Origin of the sequence: Pseudomonas sp. TKO26, assembly GCF_003225665.1 — a bacterium.
Taxonomy (GTDB): Bacteria; Pseudomonadota; Gammaproteobacteria; order Pseudomonadales; family Pseudomonadaceae; genus Aquipseudomonas; species Aquipseudomonas saponiphila.
In genome coordinates this window covers 163,414-182,460 of the sequence record NZ_QKLN01000012.1, presented here as the reverse complement: position 1 = coordinate 182,460, position 19,047 = coordinate 163,414, and the positions used below count along the sequence as shown (strand labels likewise).

The following is a 19,047-nucleotide window of genomic DNA, read 5'->3' as shown; positions in this document are numbered from 1 at the left end:
TACGCCACCAGGCGTTTGTCGCCCGGCACGTCCTCGCGGGCCAGCACCGTGGCTTCCAGAATCTGCGGGAACTCGCCCAGGCGCGCCTGGATTTCCCCCAGCTCGATCCGCAAGCCACGGATCTTGACCTGATCGTCGTTGCGCCCCAGGTATTCGATGTTGCCGTCCGCCAGGAAACGCCCGACGTCACCGGTGCGGTACAGCCGGCCCTCGCTGAAAGGGTCCTTGAGGAAGCGTTCGGCGGTCAGCTCCGGACGGTTCAGGTAGCCACGGGCGACCTGCACGCCACCGATGAACAGCTCGCCGCTGACACCCAGCGGCACCGGCTGCAAGTGCGCGTCGAGCACGTACATGCGGGTGTTGGCGATGGCCTTGCCGATCGGCGTGTTGTCCGGGGTCAGCGCTCCGCTGCAGTCCCAGGCCGTGACGTCCACCGCCGCTTCGGTCGGGCCATACAGGTTGAACAGCTGGCTGCCCGGCAGTTGCTGCTTGAAGCGGCGTACCACGCTGCCCGGCAGCGCCTCGCCACTGCACATCACCCGCACCAGCCCGGCCGCCTGGCTGACATCGCCATGGGCCAGGAACACGTCAAGCATCGACGGCACAAAGTGCAAGGTGGTGATCTGCTCGGCCTCGATGATGTCGCACAGGTATTGCGGGTCTTTGTGCCCGCCAGGGCGCGCCATGACCAGGCGTGCGCCGGTGAACAGCGGCCAGAAGAACTCCCACACCGACACGTCGAAACTGAACGGGGTTTTCTGCAGCACGCTATCGTCGGCACCGAGACCGTACTCCTCCTGCATCCACAGCAGGCGGTTGACCACCGCGCGGTGTTCGTTGATCACGCCCTTGGGCTGGCCGGTGGAACCGGAGGTGTAGATCACATAAGCCGAGTGCTCCGGGGTCAACCCAGCAACCGCCGGGTTGCTTGACGGCAGCTGCTGCCAGTTGGCGTGATCGAGATCCACCACCGGTACCGCGATGTCACCCAGCAAGCCACGGGTGGCGGTTTGCACCAGCAGCACAGCCGGGGCGCTGTCTTCAAGCATGTAGGCCAGGCGATCCTGCGGATAGGCCGGGTCCAGCGGCACATAGGCGCCGCCCGCCTTGAGGATCGCCAACAGGCCGACCACCATCTCGGCGCTGCGCTCGACACAGATCGCCACCGGCGAATCCGGCTGCACGCCCTGCGCCCGCAGGTGGTGGGCCAGGCGGTTGGCCTGGGCGTTCAACTCGCGGTAGCTCAGGCGCTGGCCGTCGGCCCACACGGCAACCGCGTCGGGGGTGCGTTCAACCTGGGCTTCGAACAGGCCGTGCAGGGTCTGTTGCAGCGGGTAATCGCGGGCGGTGGCGTTGAACTCCACCAGCAGGGTTTCGCGCTCGGCAGCCGGCAATACCGGCAACTGCTGCACGGCGGTATTGGGTGCGTGTTCCAGTGCTTCGACCAGGCTGTGCAGGGCGGTCTGCAGGTAACCCACGACCCGCTCGGCATCGACACCAATGACCTGGGCGCTGAGGTGGAAACCATCGCCGCGGTCATCCACGTTGACCGCCAACGGATAGTTGGTGCGCTCTTCGCCGGCCAGGGTTTCGATCCCCACCCAGGCGTCACGGGTTTCGTGCATGACGCCATCGCTGGCGCTGTGACGGTAGTTGAGCATCGCACTGAACAACGGTGAAGGCGCAACCACGCCGCTGCAACGCTGTGCCAGTGCCAGCGAGGCGTGCTCGTGCCCCAGCAGCGCCGACAAGCGGGCGTGAGTGGAGCGCACCCCGGCACGCACGTCCTGGTGATCGAGGCTCACCCGCAGCGGCAAGGTGTTGATGAACATGCCCAACGCCCGGTCGGCGCCGTCGCCACCTTGCATGCGCCCCATCAGCACGGTGCCGAACACAACGTCCGGTTTGCCCGATGCAGCGCTCAAGACCCGTGCATAAGCCAGGTGGAACAGGCTGGCGACGCTGACTCCCAGCGTCCGTGCGGCGGCGCGCAGGCGCAGGTTCAGGTCAGCGGGCACGTCTTGCCCGGCTTCCCTGACGGCATGACCGTCGCCTTGCACGTCCTGCAGGCCGAACGGCAGGGTCGGCTCGTCGATGTCGCCGAGCATCTCGCGGAAGAACGCCTCGTGCTCCTGCTCGTCCGTGCCCAGGCGCACCTGGGCCACATAGTTGCGGTACGGCATGGCAGGTGCCGGTGCGGCGGTCGATCCGGCCAGGCTGGCAGCAATTTCGCGGCTGACCACGTCCAGCGCCGTGTGATCCAGCGCCATGTGATGGAACAACAGCACCGCCACCGTGCGCCCGTTGCCCTCGTCCTGGGCATAGGCCAGGCGCAGCAACGGCGCCTGGCTGACATCGACGCGGTAATGACGGGCATCAAAGCGCGCGTGCAGTTGGCTCAGCACATCGCCCTCGGCCGGGTCGAGGATCACCTCTTGCAGCGGCAAGCGGGCCTTGCGCCACACCACTTGCGCCGGGGTGCCGAGGTCTTCCCAGGCAATCGCGGTGCGCAGAATGTCGTGCCGGTCGATCACGCCCTGCAAAGCCTGGGCAAAACGCTGCAGACGTTCGACGCTGTCAAATGCCATTTGCGATTGCAGCAGGTACGGGTCGCCCTGCTCGGCGGTGATGTGGTGGTAGAGAATGCCCTCCTGCAAGGGCGCCAGCGCGTAGATATCCTGCACGTTGGCCACCCCGCCCGGCACGCGGGCGACGATGCGGTCGATGCTCGGCTGATCAAGGTTGATCAACGGCAACAACTGCGGGGTGATGCGGGTGCAGTCCGGGGTAATCAGGTTGGCCGGCACGGCCACCTCGCGTCCGCTGCCGACCGCAGCCGCCAGGGCGGTGAGTGTCGGCTGGCTGAACAACACCCGCACATCGGCGCTCAGGTTGGCCTGGCGCATGCGTTCGATCAGGCTCACCGCCAGCAACGAGTGGCCACCCAGTTCGAAGAAATTGTCGTGGCGCCCCACTTGCTCGACCTTGAGCACCTCGGCCCAGATCTGTGCCAGCAGGGTTTCGATCTCGCCTTGCGGCGCTTCGTAGCCACGGCTGAGCAGCGCGTCCTGATCCGGCGCCGGCAAGGCCTTGCGGTCGACTTTGCCGTTGTTGGTCAGCGGCAGGCTGTCCAGACGCACATAGGCGGCCGGAACCATGTAGTCCGGCAACTGATCATGCAGATAGTCGCGCAGCACTTCGATTTCCACTCGGCTGCGCTCAGTGAAATAAGCCACCAGACGCTTGTGCCCCGGTTCATCCTGACGGGCCAACACCACCACGTCCTTGACCTGCGGGTGCTCGCCCAGGCGCGCTTCGATCTCGCCCAGTTCGATACGGAAACCGCGGATCTTCACCTGCTGGTCGTTACGCCCCAGGTACTGCAAGGTGCCGTCGGCGCGCCAAGCCACCAGATCGCCGGTGCGGTACATCAGGCCGCCGTCGTTGAACGGGTCAACCAAGAAGGCATGGGCCGTAAGGTCGGCACGGTTCAAGTAACCCAGCGCCACGCCCTGCCCGCCGATGTACAGCTCACCGGCAACACCCACCGGCACCGGTTGCTGACGGGCATCGAGCACGTAGGCACGGCTGTTGCCGACCGGCTTGCCGATCGGGATGCTGCCCTCGTCCGCCCGCTGAATTTCGTAGGTGGTCGAGAACGTGGTGGCTTCGGTCGGGCCATAGCCGTTCAGCAGGTGCTGCGGTGCGCCGTCCTTGAGCACGCGCGCAATCACGCTTGGGTCCAGCACATCACCGCCGACAATCAGATAACGCAGTTGCGGGAATACCGGCAACAAACCTTCGGCGTATTGATGGAACAGCCCGGCAGTCATCCACAACACACTGATTGACTGCTCTTGCAGCAAGGCAGCGAAAGCTTCGCGGGACAACAGCGTGTCCTGATCAACCACCACTACCGCGCCGCCGTTAAGCAACGGCGCCCATACGTCGAGGGTGCTGGCATCAAATGCCGGGTTGGAAGCGAAGGCCACGCGGTCCTGCGGATTGAACTCGGCATAACCGTTGTTGATCACCAGCCGCGTGATAGCCCGGTGCGGCACCAGCACGCCCTTCGGCGTGCCGGTGGAACCGGAGGTGTACATGATGTAGGCCGCGGTTTCCGATGACTGTTCCAGGGCCGGGTTGTGTTCCGGCTGATTGCCAAGATCAAGGGTATCCAGGTCAAGACGATGGCCAGCCACCTCGGTCGCACTGGTGGTCAACACCCAACGCGCGCCGCTGTCTTCGATCATGAAGGCTTGCCGATCTGCCGGCGCGTTCACATCCAGCGGCACATACACCGCTGCGCATTTGCTGATCGCCAACTGTGCCACCAGCAAATCCAGGGAGCGTTCCAGCAGAATTGCCACCCGCTCACCTGGCGCAACGCCGAGGCTCAGCAAGTGGTGGGCCAGTTTATTGGCCCGCACGTTCAGTTGTGCATAGCTCAGTGAAACCGCGCACTGCTCCGCCGCCACGGCGTGCGCACGCGCAACCACTTGCGCTTCAAACACGCCATGCACGGTCTGCGTCGATGGGAAATCCGTCGCGGTGGCATTGAATGCCAGCAACACCTGATCACGCTCTGCCGTCGGCAGGATGCTCAAACCGTCGAGCGGCGCATCCGGGGCCTGCTCCAGCGTCAGCACCAGTTGCTCCAGCGCGTTGTGCATGAACCGGCAAACACGCTGCGCGCCCACAGACGTCTGCGTCAGCACGTTGAGGCTGAAAGCATCGCCCAACTCATCAACGTTCAATGCCAGCGGATAGTTGGTGCGCTCCTCGCCGCCGAGCACTTCGATACCGTGCCAGCCTTCCAGGCTTTCGCTGCCGGCGGGCTGGCTGTGCCGGTAGTTGAGCAGCGCACTGAACAACGGCGCGGGCGCCGCTACCCCGCTGCAACGCTGGGCCAGCGCCAGTGAGGCGTGTTCATGCCCGAGCAACGCGGTCAAGCGTGAGTGAGTGGCTCGCACACTGGCGCGCGCACCTTGCCCGGCAAGGTCGATACGCAGCGGCAAGGTGTTGATGAACATGCCCAGGGCACGTTCGCTGCCTGCGCCACCTTGCATGCGGCCCATCAGCACGGTGCCGAAGACCACCGAGTCCTGGCCCGAGGCGGCCGCCAACACTTGCGCCCACGCCAGATGGAACAGGCTCGCGGCACTGACCCCCAATTGCCGTGACTGCGCCCGCAGGCGCAGGGCCAATGCGGCGTCTACCGCCAGCGAGCGTTCTTCGATGCCGTCGGCGTCGCTCTGTACGTCTTGCAGGCCGAACGGCAAGGTCGGTGCGTCGATATCGGCAAGTTGTGCGCGGAAGAACTCTTCATGGGCCTGCTCACTGACGCCCAGTCGTGCCTGAGCTACATAGTTGCGATAGGGCACCGGCTCGCCGAGGGCTTGCCGGCTGCCCGAGAGGCTCGCCTGCACCTCGTGGCGCACCACGTCCATGGCCGTGTGGTCCAGGGCCAGGTGATGGAACAGCAAGATCGCCGCGATCCGCTGGTTCGCCGGGTCTTCGGCATAAACCAGTTGCATCAGGGGCGCCTGGCTGACATCCAGACGCATGCGCCGGGCATCAAAGCGCTCGTGCAACTGGCTCAGCACATCGCCGTCGGCCACATCCAGGGCAATGTTCCGCACCGCCAGTCTGGCGCTGCGCCACACCACTTGCATCGGCGTGTCCAGACCTTCCCAGACGATGCTGGTACGCAGGATATCGTGACGGTCCACCACCGCCTGCAACGCTTGGGCGAAGGCGTCCAGACGGCCTTTGTCGGCAAAGCTGAAACGCGCCTGCAACAGGTAGGGGGCGCCTTGCCCGGCACTCAGGTGGTGATAAAGGATGCCTTCCTGCAACGGCGCCAGCGCATAGATATCCTGCACGTTCGCCGTGCCCCCCGGCACGCTGGCGACAATACGGTTGATGCTCGCCTGATCCAGGTTCGCCAACGGCAAATGAGCGGGGGTGATCCGGGTGCAGTCAGCACCGATCAGGTTGGCCGGGACCTGTACTTCATTGGCGCTGCCCAGCACCTTCGCCAGGCCCGCCAGCGTCGGTTGGCTGAACAGGCTGCGCACATCAGCTTGCAACCCGGCCTGGCGCATGCGCCCGATCAGGTTGACGGCCAGCAGGGAGTGCCCGCCCAGCTCAAAGAAGTTGTCATGGCGACCGATACGCTCGACCTTGAGCACCTCGGCCCACAGCGCAGCCAGGGCGACTTCCACCTCGCCTTCGGGTGCCTGATACGCCTGGCTTGGCACGGCCGATTGATCCGGCTCGGGCAAGGCCTTGCGGTCGAGCTTGCCGTTGGCCGTCAACGGCAGGTGGTCGAGCCGCACATAGGCGGCCGGGACCATGGCGTCCGGCAACCGGGCTTGCAGCCAGTCGCGCAGGCTGTCGCGGTCGAGCGCCCGGTACTCGGTGAAGTACGCCACAAGGCGGCCATCCCGGGCCAGAACCACGCCTTCGCGCACATCCGGGTGCTCGCCCAGGCAGGTTTCGATCTCGCCCAGCTCGATGCGCACACCGCGAATCTTCACCTGGTCATCGTTGCGCCCCAGGTAGTCGAGCGTGCCGTCTTCCAGCCAGCGGGCCAGGTCACCGGTGCGATACAGGCGCGCCTGCGGATCGGCGCTGAAGGGGTCCTGGATAAAACGCTCGGCGGTCATCTGGGGTCGGTTGAGGTAACCCCGTGCCACCCCGGCACCGCCCACATAGAGTTCACCGGCGACGCCCAGCGGCACCGGCTGGAGTTGTGCGTCGAGCACGTACACCTGAGTGTTGGCGATCGGCCGGCCGATATGCAGTGTCCGACCCGCGTCTATCCGCCCGGAAGTCGCCACGACCGTGGCTTCGGTCGGGCCATAGTTGTTGACCAGGGTAAAACCCTGCGGCGTGCTGAAGTGACGCAGACGGTCACCACCGATCAGCAGGGTTTTCAGGGTCGGGTGTTCAAGGTGCTGGCTGAACGCGTATTCAGCCACCGGCGTCGGCAGGAAACTGACGTCCAGCGGCTGCGCGGCCCACCATGAGAGCAATGCATCAATGTCCTCGTGGGCCTGCTGTGCCGGTGGCAGGTGCAGGGTGGCGCCCACGCACAGGGCCGGCCAGATTTCCCAGGCCATCGCATCAAAGCCGAAACCGGCGACGCTGGAGGTATGGCTGCCGGCGTGCAGGTCGAACGCGTCGCAGTGCCAGTTCACCAGGTTTTCCAGGGTGCGATGTTCAACCATCACGCCCTTGGGCAAACCGGTGGAGCCGGAGGTGTAGATCACATAAGCCAGGTTCGTCGGGGTCAAACCGGCCACGCTCGGCTTGCCGGTCGGTTGCTGGTGCCATTGCTCGCCGTCCAGCGCGATCACCGGCCGGTCGCTGTCGCCCAACAAGTCGCGAGTGCCCGACTGGGCCAGAACCACTTTCGGGGCACTGTCCTGCAACAGGTAACTGATGCGTTCCTGCGGGTGGGCCGGGTCGATAGGCACATAAGCCGCGCCGGCCTTGAGGATCGCCAGCAGACCCACCAGGGTTTCCAGGCTGCGACGGGCGCAGATTGCGACCCGATCGTCCGGGCTCACGCCGTGTTCGAGCAGGCCGTGCGCCAACTGGTTGGCACGTCGGTCGAGCTGACGGTACGTCAGTTGCTCATCGCCCTGGCGCACGGCAATGGCCTCGGGCTGTTGCACGGCGCGGGCTTCAAACAGCCCGTGAATGGTCTGGCCAAGCGGGTATGCCCTGGCGCTGGCGTTCAGCTCCAGCAGCACCCGCTGGCGCTCGCGGACCGAGAGGATCGACAGCTGATTCACCGCCACCTGAGGCGTGTGTTCCAGCGCTGTCACCAGGTTCGCCAGGGCAGTGTGCATAAAGTCGCAAATACGCTCGGCACCGATCTCGTCCACGGCCAGGGCGACCAGGCGGAAGTCATCACCCAGGTCGTCCACGCTGAGGGTCAGCGGGTAGTTGGTGCGCTCCTGGGCGGCGAAGAACTCGATGCCCTGCCACGCCCGCTCATCCTGTTGCACCGCGGCAATGGCACTGTGTCGGTAGTTGAGCAGTGCGCTGAACAGCGGCTGTGGCGCCGCCACCCCGCTGCAACGCTGGGCCAGTGCCAGTGGCGCATGTTCATGACTCAACAGCGCGGTGAGGCGGCCATGGGTCGCCTGCGCCGCAGCGCGCACGCCCTCGGAGCCGACGTCGACGCGCAGCGGCAAGGTATTGATAAACAGGCCCAGCGCCTGTTCAGCCCCCTCGCCCCCCTGCAGACGACCGAGCAGTACCGTGCCGAACACGGCGTTGTCGCTGCTGCACACCGCGCCCAGTACCCGTGCCCACGCCAGGTGGAACAGGCTGGCCGCACTCACCCCCAGTTGCCGGGCTTGGCGGCGCAGACGCTGGCTCAGCTCGGCATCAAGCGCCAAGGCCGACTCGCGCAGTTGGCTGCCATTACCCTGCACGTCGCGAACGCCGAACGGCAGCGTCGGCTCGCTGATATCGCCCAGCAGGTCGCGGAAGAATGCCTCATGCTCCGCCTCGCTGACGCCCAGGCGGGCCTGGGCCACGTAGTTGCGATAAGGCTGTGCAGCAGGCAGCGGCGTGGCCTGCCCTTGCAGGTAGCCTTGCACTTCCTGGCGCAGCAGTTCCAGTGCCGTGTGGTCCATGATCATGTGGTGGAACATCAGCACCGCCAGCCAGCGCTCGTTCTGCGGGTCGGCAGCGCAAGCGATGCGGATCAGCGGCGCCTCACTGAGGTTCAGGCGGTGATGACGGGTGTCGAAACGCGCCCGCAACTGGTCCTCGATGGCACCCTGCGCCGGGTCCAGCGTCAAGGTTTCCACCACCAATCGGGCTTCGCGCAGCACCACTTGCAGCGGCTCGGCGAAACCGTCCCAAAGCACTGCGGTGCGCAGGGCATCGTGGCGCTCGATCACCCGTTGCAAGCCCTGGCTGAAGGCCTCCAGGCGTTCGCGGCTGCTCAGGCCAATCATCGCCTGCAGCACGTAAGGATCACCCTCGGCAGACTGCAAGTGATGGAACAGGATGCCCGCCTGCAATGGGGCCAGCGGGTAAATATCTTGCACATTGGCCACGCCACCCGGCACCTGCTCGACGATGCGATCAAGGGTCGGTTGGTCGAGCGCCACCAGCGGCACCAGGTCGGGGGTAATGCGTTGGCAATCGACGCCGATGCGGTTCGCCGGCACCACCACGTTGCTTCGCGCAGTGCCCAAGGAGGCTGCGAGCGCAGCCAGCGTCGGCTGGCCGAACAAAGCCCGCACATCGGTATTCAGGTCCTTCTGGCGCATGCGCCCGATCAGGCTGACGGCCAGCAGTGAGTGGCCGCCCAGTTCAAAGAAGTTATCGTGGCGCCCTACCCGCTCCACGTTCAGCAGCTCGGCCCAGAGCCGGGCCAGGGCGATTTCCGTGTCACCCTGCGGCGCTTCGTATTCACGGCTGCGCAGCGCGGCCATGTCCGGAGCCGGCAGCGCCTTGCGGTCGAGCTTGCCGTTGGGGCTCAGCGGGAACGCCTCCAGGTGCACAAACACCTGCGGCACCATGAACTCCGGCAGTTGCTCCAGCAGATGGGCGCGCAGCTCGTCGGTGGCCGCCGGCACGCCGGTGTAGTACGCCACCAGGCGTTTGTCGCCCGGCACGTCCTCGCGGGCCAGCACCGTGGCTTCCAGAATCTGCGGGAACTCGCCCAGGCGCGCCTGGATTTCCCCCAGCTCGATCCGCAAGCCACGGATCTTGACCTGATCGTCGTTGCGCCCCAGGTATTCGATGTTGCCGTCCGCCAGGAAACGCCCGACGTCACCGGTGCGGTACAGCCGGCCCTCGCTGAACGGGTCTTTGAGGAAGCGCTCGGCGGTCAGCTCCGGACGGTTCAGGTAGCCACGGGCGACCTGCACGCCACCGATGTACAGCTCGCCGCTGACACCCAGCGGCACCGGCTGCAAGTGCGCGTCGAGCACGTACATGCGGGTGTTGGCGATGGCCTTGCCGATCGGCGTGTTGTCCGGGGTCAGCGCACCGCTGCAGTCCCAGGCCGTGACGTCCACCGCCGCTTCGGTCGGGCCATACAGGTTGAACAGCTGGCTGCCCGGCAGTTGCTGCTTGAAGCGGCGTACCACGCTGCCCGGCAGCGCCTCGCCGCTGCACATCACCCGCACCAGCCCGGCCGCCTGGCTGACATCGCCATGGGCCAGGAACACGTCAAGCATCGACGGCACAAAGTGCAAGGTGGTGATCTGCTCGGCCTCGATGATGTCGCACAGGTATTGCGGGTCTTTGTGCCCGCCAGGGCGCGCCATGACCAGGCGCGCGCCGGTGAACAGCGGCCAGAAGAACTCCCACACCGACACGTCGAAACTGAACGGGGTTTTCTGCAGCACGCTATCGTCGGTACCTAGGCCGTATTCCTCCTGCATCCACAGCAGGCGGTTGACCACCGCGCGGTGTTCGTTGATCACGCCCTTGGGCTGGCCGGTGGAACCGGAGGGGTAGATCACATAAGCCGAGTGCTCCGGGGTCAACCCAGCAACCGCCGGGTTGCTTGACGGCAGCTGCTGCCAGCCGGCGTGATCGAGATCCACCACCGGCACCGCGATGTCACCCAGCAAGCCACGGGTGGCGGTTTGCACCAGCAGCACAGCCGGGGCGCTGTCTTCGAGCATGTAAGCCAGGCGCTCCTGCGGATAGGCCGGGTCCAGCGGCACATAGGCGCCGCCGGCCTTGAGGATCGCCAACAGGCCGACCACCATCTCGGCGCTGCGTTCGACACAGATCGCCACCGGTGAATCCGGCTGCACGCCGTGCGCCTGCAGGTGATGGGCCAGGCGGTTGGCCTGGGCGTTCAACTCGCGGTAGCTCAGGCGCTGGCCGTCGGCCCACACGGCAACCGCGTCGGGGGTACGTTCAACCTGAGCTTCGAACAGGCCGTGCAGGGTCTGTTGCAGCGGGTAATCACGGGCGGTGGCGTTGAACTCCACCAGCAGGGTTTCGCGCTCGGCAGCCGGCAATACCGGCAGTTGCTGCACGGCGGTGTTCGGTGCGTGTTCCAGTGCTTCGACCAGGCTGTGCAAGGCGGTCTGCATGTAAGCCGCCACACGGGCAGCGTCCACGCCCGTGGCCTGTACGCCCAGCTGGAAGCCTTCGCCCTGGTCATCCACCGAGAGCATGCACGGGTAGTTGGTGCGTTCCCGCACTTCGAACACTTCGGTGCCGGCCCAGTACTGCGGTCCTTGGCTTTCCAGCAACGGGCTATGGCGATAATTGAGGATCGAACTGAACAACGGCGACGTCGCCGGTACGCCGCTGCAACGTTGCGCCACCACCAGCGGCGCATGCTCGTGACCGAGCAAGGCACTCAGCCGCCCATGGGTGGCGCGCACCGCCTCACGCACACCGGCTACGCCGGCATCCACGCGCAGTGGCAAGGTATTGATGAACAGGCCCAGGGCGCGGTCGGCGCCATCGCCGCTCTGCATGCGGCCCAGCAGCACCGTGCCGAATACCACGTCGTCCCGTCCGCTGACGCTGGCCAGCACGCGGGCCCAGGCCAGGTGGTGCAGGCTGGCGGCGCTGACGCCGAGGTGGCGGGCCTGGGCCCGCAGGCGGCGGCACAGGTCCGGGTCCAGGTTCAGGCGTGCTTCCTTGACGCCCAGGCCATCGCCCTGCACTTCTTGCAAACCGAACGGCAACGTTGGCTCGTCAACATCGCCCAGCATCTCGCGGAAGAACCCTTCATGCTGCGCCTGGCTGACGCCCAGCAGGGCCTGGGCCACATAGTTGCGGTACGGCATGGCTGCGCCCAGCTGCGCAAACTCACCGTTGCGCCAAGCCTGAACTTCTTCGCTGATGACATCCAGGGCCGTGTGGTCCATGGCAATGTGATGGAACAGCAACAGCGCCAGCCAGCGCTGATTGGCTTGATCATGGGCGAAGGCCAGATGCATCAGCGGTGCGCGGCTCAGGTCAAGACGCGTCAGGCGCGGGTCGAAATGCCCGCGCAACTGCTCCAGCACGCTGCCTTGGGCGGTATCGAAATGCAGTTCCTCGACCGTCAGTTCGGCCTGGCGCAGCACCACTTGCACAGGGCGTTCCAGACCCTCCCACAACAAGGCAGTGCGGGTGATGTCGTGACGGGCGACAACCGCTTGCAGGGCCTGGGCAAAGGTGTCGAGTTGCTCGCGACTGGCCAGGGTGAATGTGGCTTGCAGCAGGTACGGGTCGCCCTGCTCGGCGGTGATGTGGTGGTAGAGAATGCCCTGCTGCAAGGGCGCCAGCGGGTAGATGTCTTGCACATTGCGCGCGCCACCGGGCACCTGCGCGACAATTCGGTCGAGCTCGTCCTGGCTCAGATCGATCAGCGTCAGCATGTCGGCGCGCAGCTGGGTACAGTCCGCCGGAATGCGGTTGGCCGGCACCTGGACTTCACTGCCGCCGCCCACCGCCGCCGCCAGTGCTGCCAGGGTCGGCTGGCCGAACAGCACGCGCACGTCGGCGCTCATGCCCAACTGGCGCATGCGCTCGATCAGCTTGACCGCCAGCAATGAGTGACCACCGAGCTCGAAGAAGTTGTCATGGCGGCCCACACGGGCGACGCCCAGCACCTGGGCCCAGAGATCGGCCAGGACCGTTTCAGTGGCGCCCTGAGGGGGCGCGTATTCACGGCTGGCAAACGCCTCGACCTGCGGCGTCGGCAACGCGCGACGATCCAGCTTGCCGTTGGGCGACAGCGGCAAGCGCTCCATCTGCACGTAGGCGGCCGGGATCATATAGTCGGGCAGCAGTGCCTGCAGGTGCGCACGCAGCTCATCAATGCCCGGCAATGCGCGTTCGGCCTCGGCGGTAAAGTAGGCAACCAGGCGCTTGTCGCCCGGGCTGTCCTCACGCACCAGCACCGCGGCATCGCGAATGCCGGCGTACTGGGTCAGACGCGCTTCAATTTCGCCCAGCTCCACACGGAAGCCGCGGATCTTGATCTGGCCATCGTTGCGGCCCAGGTAATCAATCTCGCCCTTGGGCTGGTAGCGCCCCAGGTCACCGGTTTTGTACAGGCGGCCGCCCGCCTCGAACGGGTCGGCCAGGAAGCGCTCGGCCGTGAGGTCATCACGGTGCAAATAGCCGCGCGCCACGCAGGCGCCGCCGATGTAGATTTCGCCGGCCACGCCCAGGGGTACAGGCTGCAGCTGTTCATCCAACAGGTAAATGCGGGTGTTGGCCACCGGCACACCAATGGACGGCAGCACTGGCCATGAGGCGGCATCGCCGTCCAGCGTCAGGGCCGTGGTCACGTGGGATTCGGTCGGGCCATAGTGGTTGTGCAGACGGCAACCCGGCAGGCGCTGGAACAACGCACGCATCTGCGCGCTGATGCGCAGCTGCTCACCCGCGGTGATGACATCGCTCAGTGCGCACGCCATAGCGCCCAGTTCCGGCTCGTCGGCCAGCGCTTCTGCCAGCGCCTGCAAGGCGATGCACGGCAGGTACAAGCGCTGGATGCGCTGTTCGCAGATATGACGGAACAACTGGCGGAAGTTAAGCCGTACATCACCATGGATCAGCGACAGTTCACCCCCGGCACACAGGGTGCTGAAGACTTCCTGGAACGCCACGTCAAAACCCAGTGCCGCAAACTGCAACGTGCGCTGAGCCTCGCGACCATCGGCCACGGTCTGCGCGATCTGCCACTGCATGAGGTTGACCAGCGGCCCATGGGGCATGGCCACGCCCTTGGGCTGACCGGTGGAGCCGGAGGTGTAGATCACATACGCCAGGGCCTCAGCCTGCAGGCCTTGCACCTGCGGGTTGTGCGCAGGTTGTGCGGCGATGCCGGCCGGGTGGTCCAGACACAAGGTCGGTACACCCGCCGCGCCGAAACGCTGCACCAACGATTGCTGGGTCAGGAGCGCCTTGGGCGCGCTGTCGTGGAGCATGTAGGCCAGGCGTTCGTCCGGATAGGCCGGATCCAGCGGCACGTAGCCCGCGCCCGCCTTGAGAATCGCCAGCAACCCGGCGACCATTTCCAGGCTGCGTTCGGCGCAGATCGCCACACGATCATTCACGCCGATGCCATCAGCCACCAGGCGATGGGCAATGCGGTTGGCCAGGGTATTCAATTGGCCGTAGCTCAAGGCTTGCCCTTCGTAGGTCACCGCAGTGGCGTCAGGCTGGCGCAGCACCTGGGCCTCGAACAATGCATGCACAGTGGCCGTGGCCGGGTACTGGGCATCGAAGGCGTTGAAGTCGCCCAGCAGGTGCTGCCGTTCGGCATCGGGCAACAACGCCAGGCTTTGCAGGGTTTGCTCCGGCTGGTGTTCAAGCGCGTCGGCAATGGCTTCCAGCACGCGGTGCATGTAACCGCACACGCGTTGCGGGTCGACACCCGCCACCGCCTGCACGCTCAGTCCAAAGGAGTCGCCGAGGTCGTCCACCGACAGCATCAGCGGGAAGTTGGTGCGTTCTTCACCGCCGAGCATTTCCACGCCCGCCCACTTCAGGGCTTTGCCCGCGTCTTCGGCCGACTGCGCGCCGACTGCCCCGTGCCGGTAGTTGAGCAAGGCGCTGAACAGCGGTGTAGGCGCGGCCACACCGCTGCAACGCTGGGCCAGGGACAAGGGCGCGTGTTCGTGGCCGAGCAAGGCGGCCAACCGCGCGTGGGTGGTTTTCAGCGCATCTTCCACGCCCTGAGCGCCCGCCTCGACGCGCAACGGCAAGGTGTTGATGAACATGCCGAAGGCACGGTCGGCGTCTTCGCCACTGCTCAAGCGGCCCATCAGTACCGTGCCGAACACCACGTCGCGGCGCCCGGACAAGTGCCCCACCACCTGGCCCCAGGCCAAATGATGCAGGCTGGCGTTGCTGACCCCCAGGCGCCGTGCCTGGGCGCGCAAGCGCTGGCCCAGTTGCGCGGCCACCGGCAAGTTGGCCTGCTGGATACCCTGGCCATCGCCCTGGACGTCCTGAAGCCCGAACGGCAGGCTCGGTTCATCGACATCGCCGAGCATCTCGCGGAAAAACGCTTCATGGGCGGCCTGGCTGATGCCCAGCCGGGTCTGCGCCACATAATTACGGTAAGGCACCGAAGGCGCCAACTGGTCGGCACGCCCCTGCAGGCAGGCTTCGATTTCCGCGCCGAGCAGCGCCAGCGAGGTGGCATCGTCGATCAGGTGGTGGAACTGCAGCACCGCCACACAGCCCTCAGCGCCCGGTTCCTGGGCGAAATGCAACGCCATCATTGGCGCGCGGGTCAGGTCCATGCGGGTGTGACGCGGGTTGAAGCGTTGCATGAGCTGTGTGGCCAGATCTTCGGCCGAAGGCGCCAACTGCACCTCCTGCACCGGCAGGCGGGCTTCACGCCAGACCACTTGCACCGGCTCGTCCAGGCCCTGCCAGGCGACCGACGTGCGCAGTATGTCGTGACGGGCGATCACCTGTTGCAGGGCTTCGACGAAATCCACCAGGCGTTCGCGGCTCTCCATGCGCAGCAACGCTTGCAGCAAATAGGGGTCGCCCTCGGTGCTGGTCTGGTGGTGGAACAGAATGCCTTCCTGCAACGGCACCAGGGCGTAGATATCCTGCACATTGGCCACACCGCCGGGGATGCTGGCGACCAGGCTGTCGATTTGAGCCTGGGGCAGTCGGACCAGCGGCAGCATGTCCGGGGTGATGCGTTGGCAATCGCTCGCAATGGCATTGGCGGGCACCTGCACCTGGTGCCGGTTGCCGGCGGCGGCCGCCAGTGCGACCAGGGTCGGCTGACCGAACAGCACGCCCACATCAGCGTTAAGGCCGACCTGGCGCATGCGCTCGATCAACTTCACCGCCAGCAGCGAGTGGCCGCCCAGCTCGAAGAACTGGTCATGACGACCAACCTGCTCGACGCCGAGCAACTCGCTCCAAAGCCCCGCCAGGGTGGTTTCCAGCTCCCCCTGTGGCGCCTGATATTCACGCCGCACATAGGCTTCGGCATCCGGCGCCGGCAACGCCTTGCGATCCAGCTTGCCGTTGGTGGTCAGCGGCAAGCTGTCCAGCGTTACGAAAGCGTTGGGCACCATGTAATCGGCCAGGGACACCAACAACTGCGTGCGCAACTCGGCGGCTGAAGGCTGGGCACCCTCGGCGGCAATCAGATAGGCCACCAGGCGTTTATCTCCCGGCTCGTCTTCACGTACCACCACCACCGCTTCACGCACGCCGTCGCAGGCCGCGAGACGGGCTTCGATTTCACCCAGTTCAATACGGAAACCGCGGATCTTGACCTGGTCGTCGTTACGCCCCAAGTAGTCGATGCTGCCGTCCGCCTGCCACCGCCCCAGGTCGCCGGTGCGGTACATGCGCGCACCGGGCGTGGGGTCGAAGGGATCGTGCAGAAAGCGCTCGGCGTTGAGTTCAGGGCGGTTCAGGTAGCCACGGGCCACGCCCGCGCCGCCCACGTACAGCTCACCTTCGACACCGTGTGGCACCGGTCGGCCCTGGGCGTCGAGGACGTACAGGCGCAAGTCCGGAATACGCCCGCCGATCGGGCTGGTACCGACCAATTGCGCATCCGCCGCTGTCAATGCGCGATAGGTCACGTGCACGGTGGTTTCAGTGATGCCGTACATGTTCACCAGTTGCGTGCCGCTGTTGGCCATGCGCGCATACCAGGGCTTGAGAATCGCCGGCTCCAGGGCTTCGCCACCAAAAATGACCTGGCGCAGAGAGTGCTTCAACGCACTCTGGCCTTGAGCGGCGATCAACGAGCGAAAGGCGCTCGGCGTCTGGTTGAGGATGGTGACGCCCGCGCTGCACAGCAGCGCGTAGCATTCGTCCGGCGAGCGGCTGGTGACTTGCGGCACCACCAGCAGTTGGCCGCCGTGAATCAGCGCACCCCAGATTTCCCACACGGAGAAATCGAAGGCGAACGAGTGGAACAAGGCCCACACGTCCTCGGGGTTGAAACCGAACCAGGCATCGGTGGCGGTGAAGAGCCGCGTGACGTTGGCGTGTTCGATCATCACGCCTTTGGGCAGACCGGTGGAGCCCGAGGTGTAAATCACATAGGCCAGGCTGGTCGCGGCAAGGCCTGCAACGTGCGGGTCCCGTATCGATTCCTGGTGCAGGCTCGGCGCGTCCAGATCAATCACCGGCACCGCCAGTTCGGCCACCAGCGCCTGAGTCGCCGCCTGCACCAGCACCGCTACCGGCGCGCTGTCCTGCAAGGTGTAGCTGATGCGCTCCTGGGGATACGCCGGGTCGATCGGCACATAACCGGCGCCGGCCTTGAGGATGCCCAGCAGCCCGACGATCATTTCCAGGCCGCGCTCAACGCAGATCGCCACCCGGTCATCCGGGCGCACGCCCAGGCTTAGCAGACGGTGCGCCACCCGGTTCGCGCGCTGGTTCAATTCGGCGTAGCTCAAGCGCTGCTCGTGGAACACCACGGCGGTGGCATCGGGTCGTGAGGCAGCCTGGGCTTCAAACAACCCATGCAGGGTGGCATCGCTGGCCGGCGTGCTGGAGCCGGCGTTCCAGTGTTGCAACAGCGCGCGATCGCGCTCGGTGGTCAGCGAGAAGTCATTCACCGCCAGCGCGGCATTGTCCAGCGCTTGCTCCAGCACGTAGGTGAAGCGCTCCGCCAGGCATTGGATTTCCTCGGCATTGAAATACGCTTCGTTGTAGACGTAATGGGCCCATGCCTTGTCTTTCAGGTTGCTTGCACGCAGGTGAAAAGCCAGGGGCATCTGCTCGTGGCTGTTGGTGACCTTGACCGAGTCGCCCAGCCCTTGCGCGAACTGGTACAGATGGTCGTCCTGTTCGTAGGACAAGGTCACATCGAACAGTTGCCCGCCTTCGTTGCGCAGGTTCAAGCCACTCAAGGGGAAACGCTGGTGCCGGTAATCCTGCTTGAGCCCGTCGCGCACCGCACAGATCACTTCGCTAAAAGTCAGCTCGCGACCGAGGCTGAAGCGCACCGCGCTGACCTGGGTAAACATGCCAACGGTGCCTTTGAACTTGCCCGTGCGGTTGAGCAAGGGCAGGCCCACCACCCATTCATCGCGCTGCGTCACGCGGGTGAAATAGACATACATGGCAGCCAGCAGCACATGGTAGGTCGAGGCCTGCAGGTCTTTGGCCAGCTCCCCCATGCGCTCATGCAAAGCCACCGGGAACGGCCGTGCGTAATGCCGGCCCGGGGCCCTGCCCTTGGCGAATTGGTTGTGATGACGCGCGGTGAACAACGGCTCCGGCAGGCTCTGGTATTTCGCCTGCCAGTAGTCGCGGTCCTTGGCATACCGCGCCGACTCACGGTAGCGCAGGTCGTCGTGGATGAAGTCCACGTAAGACGTGGCTTGCATATCCGGTTGCCGCGCTTCGAGCAGGTCGCTGTACAGCGCGCCAAGCGATTGCAGCATCTCACCGAAGGCCCAGCCATCGAGGATGAGGTGGTGGGCCTGGTTGATCGACCAGTAATGGGTGTCGGCCAGTTTGATCAGGAAAAACCGGCACAGCGGCGCCTCGGTCATGGGGAATGAGCGCGCCATGTGCTCTTCAACGAAGGCCATGGCCGTGCTGACCGGATCGGCCTGTGTGGAGAAATCCAGAAATGGCACCTCGACCTTGATCGCCGGCACGAACGCCTGCAACGGGACGCCGTCGGCATCCGTCTCGTCAACCAGGGTGAGGCGCAGGGCATCGTGCTTGTCCACCATCAACTGCACGGCACGCTGCATCACTTCGGGGACGATCGGCCCCTGGATTTCCAGATAGTTGCCGATGTTGTACAGCGGCGAATCGCCCTGGCTGATCTGGTCGAGCCAGATGGCTTTTTGCGCGGCGGTCAGCGGGAAGGTTTGAGGCTTCATACGATCTCCTGCGCAACAGCGGCAAAAACGACGTTGGAAAGGAGTTTTTTCGCGACAAGGTCGCCCATGGCCACTGCAGAAAAACGGTTCATAAAAGCCTTCTCAGAATTTTGTCAGTGCCACCTGGGTCACAGCGCAGCAGCGAGGGAAGTTGAGGCGAAAAATACTGTTGAAAATGACAACTCAAAACATCATCAGGGGG

At 65.3% G+C, this 19,047-nt stretch carries 1 protein-coding gene; it reads right to left on the bottom strand.

What is annotated here, in order from left to right:
* Window positions 1-18,845 (bottom strand): non-ribosomal peptide synthetase (locus DNK59_RS18615; RefSeq protein ID WP_110725493.1); only part of this gene is annotated, 18,845 nt, incomplete at its 3' end.
* Window positions 18,846-19,047: the final 202 nt, after the last annotated feature.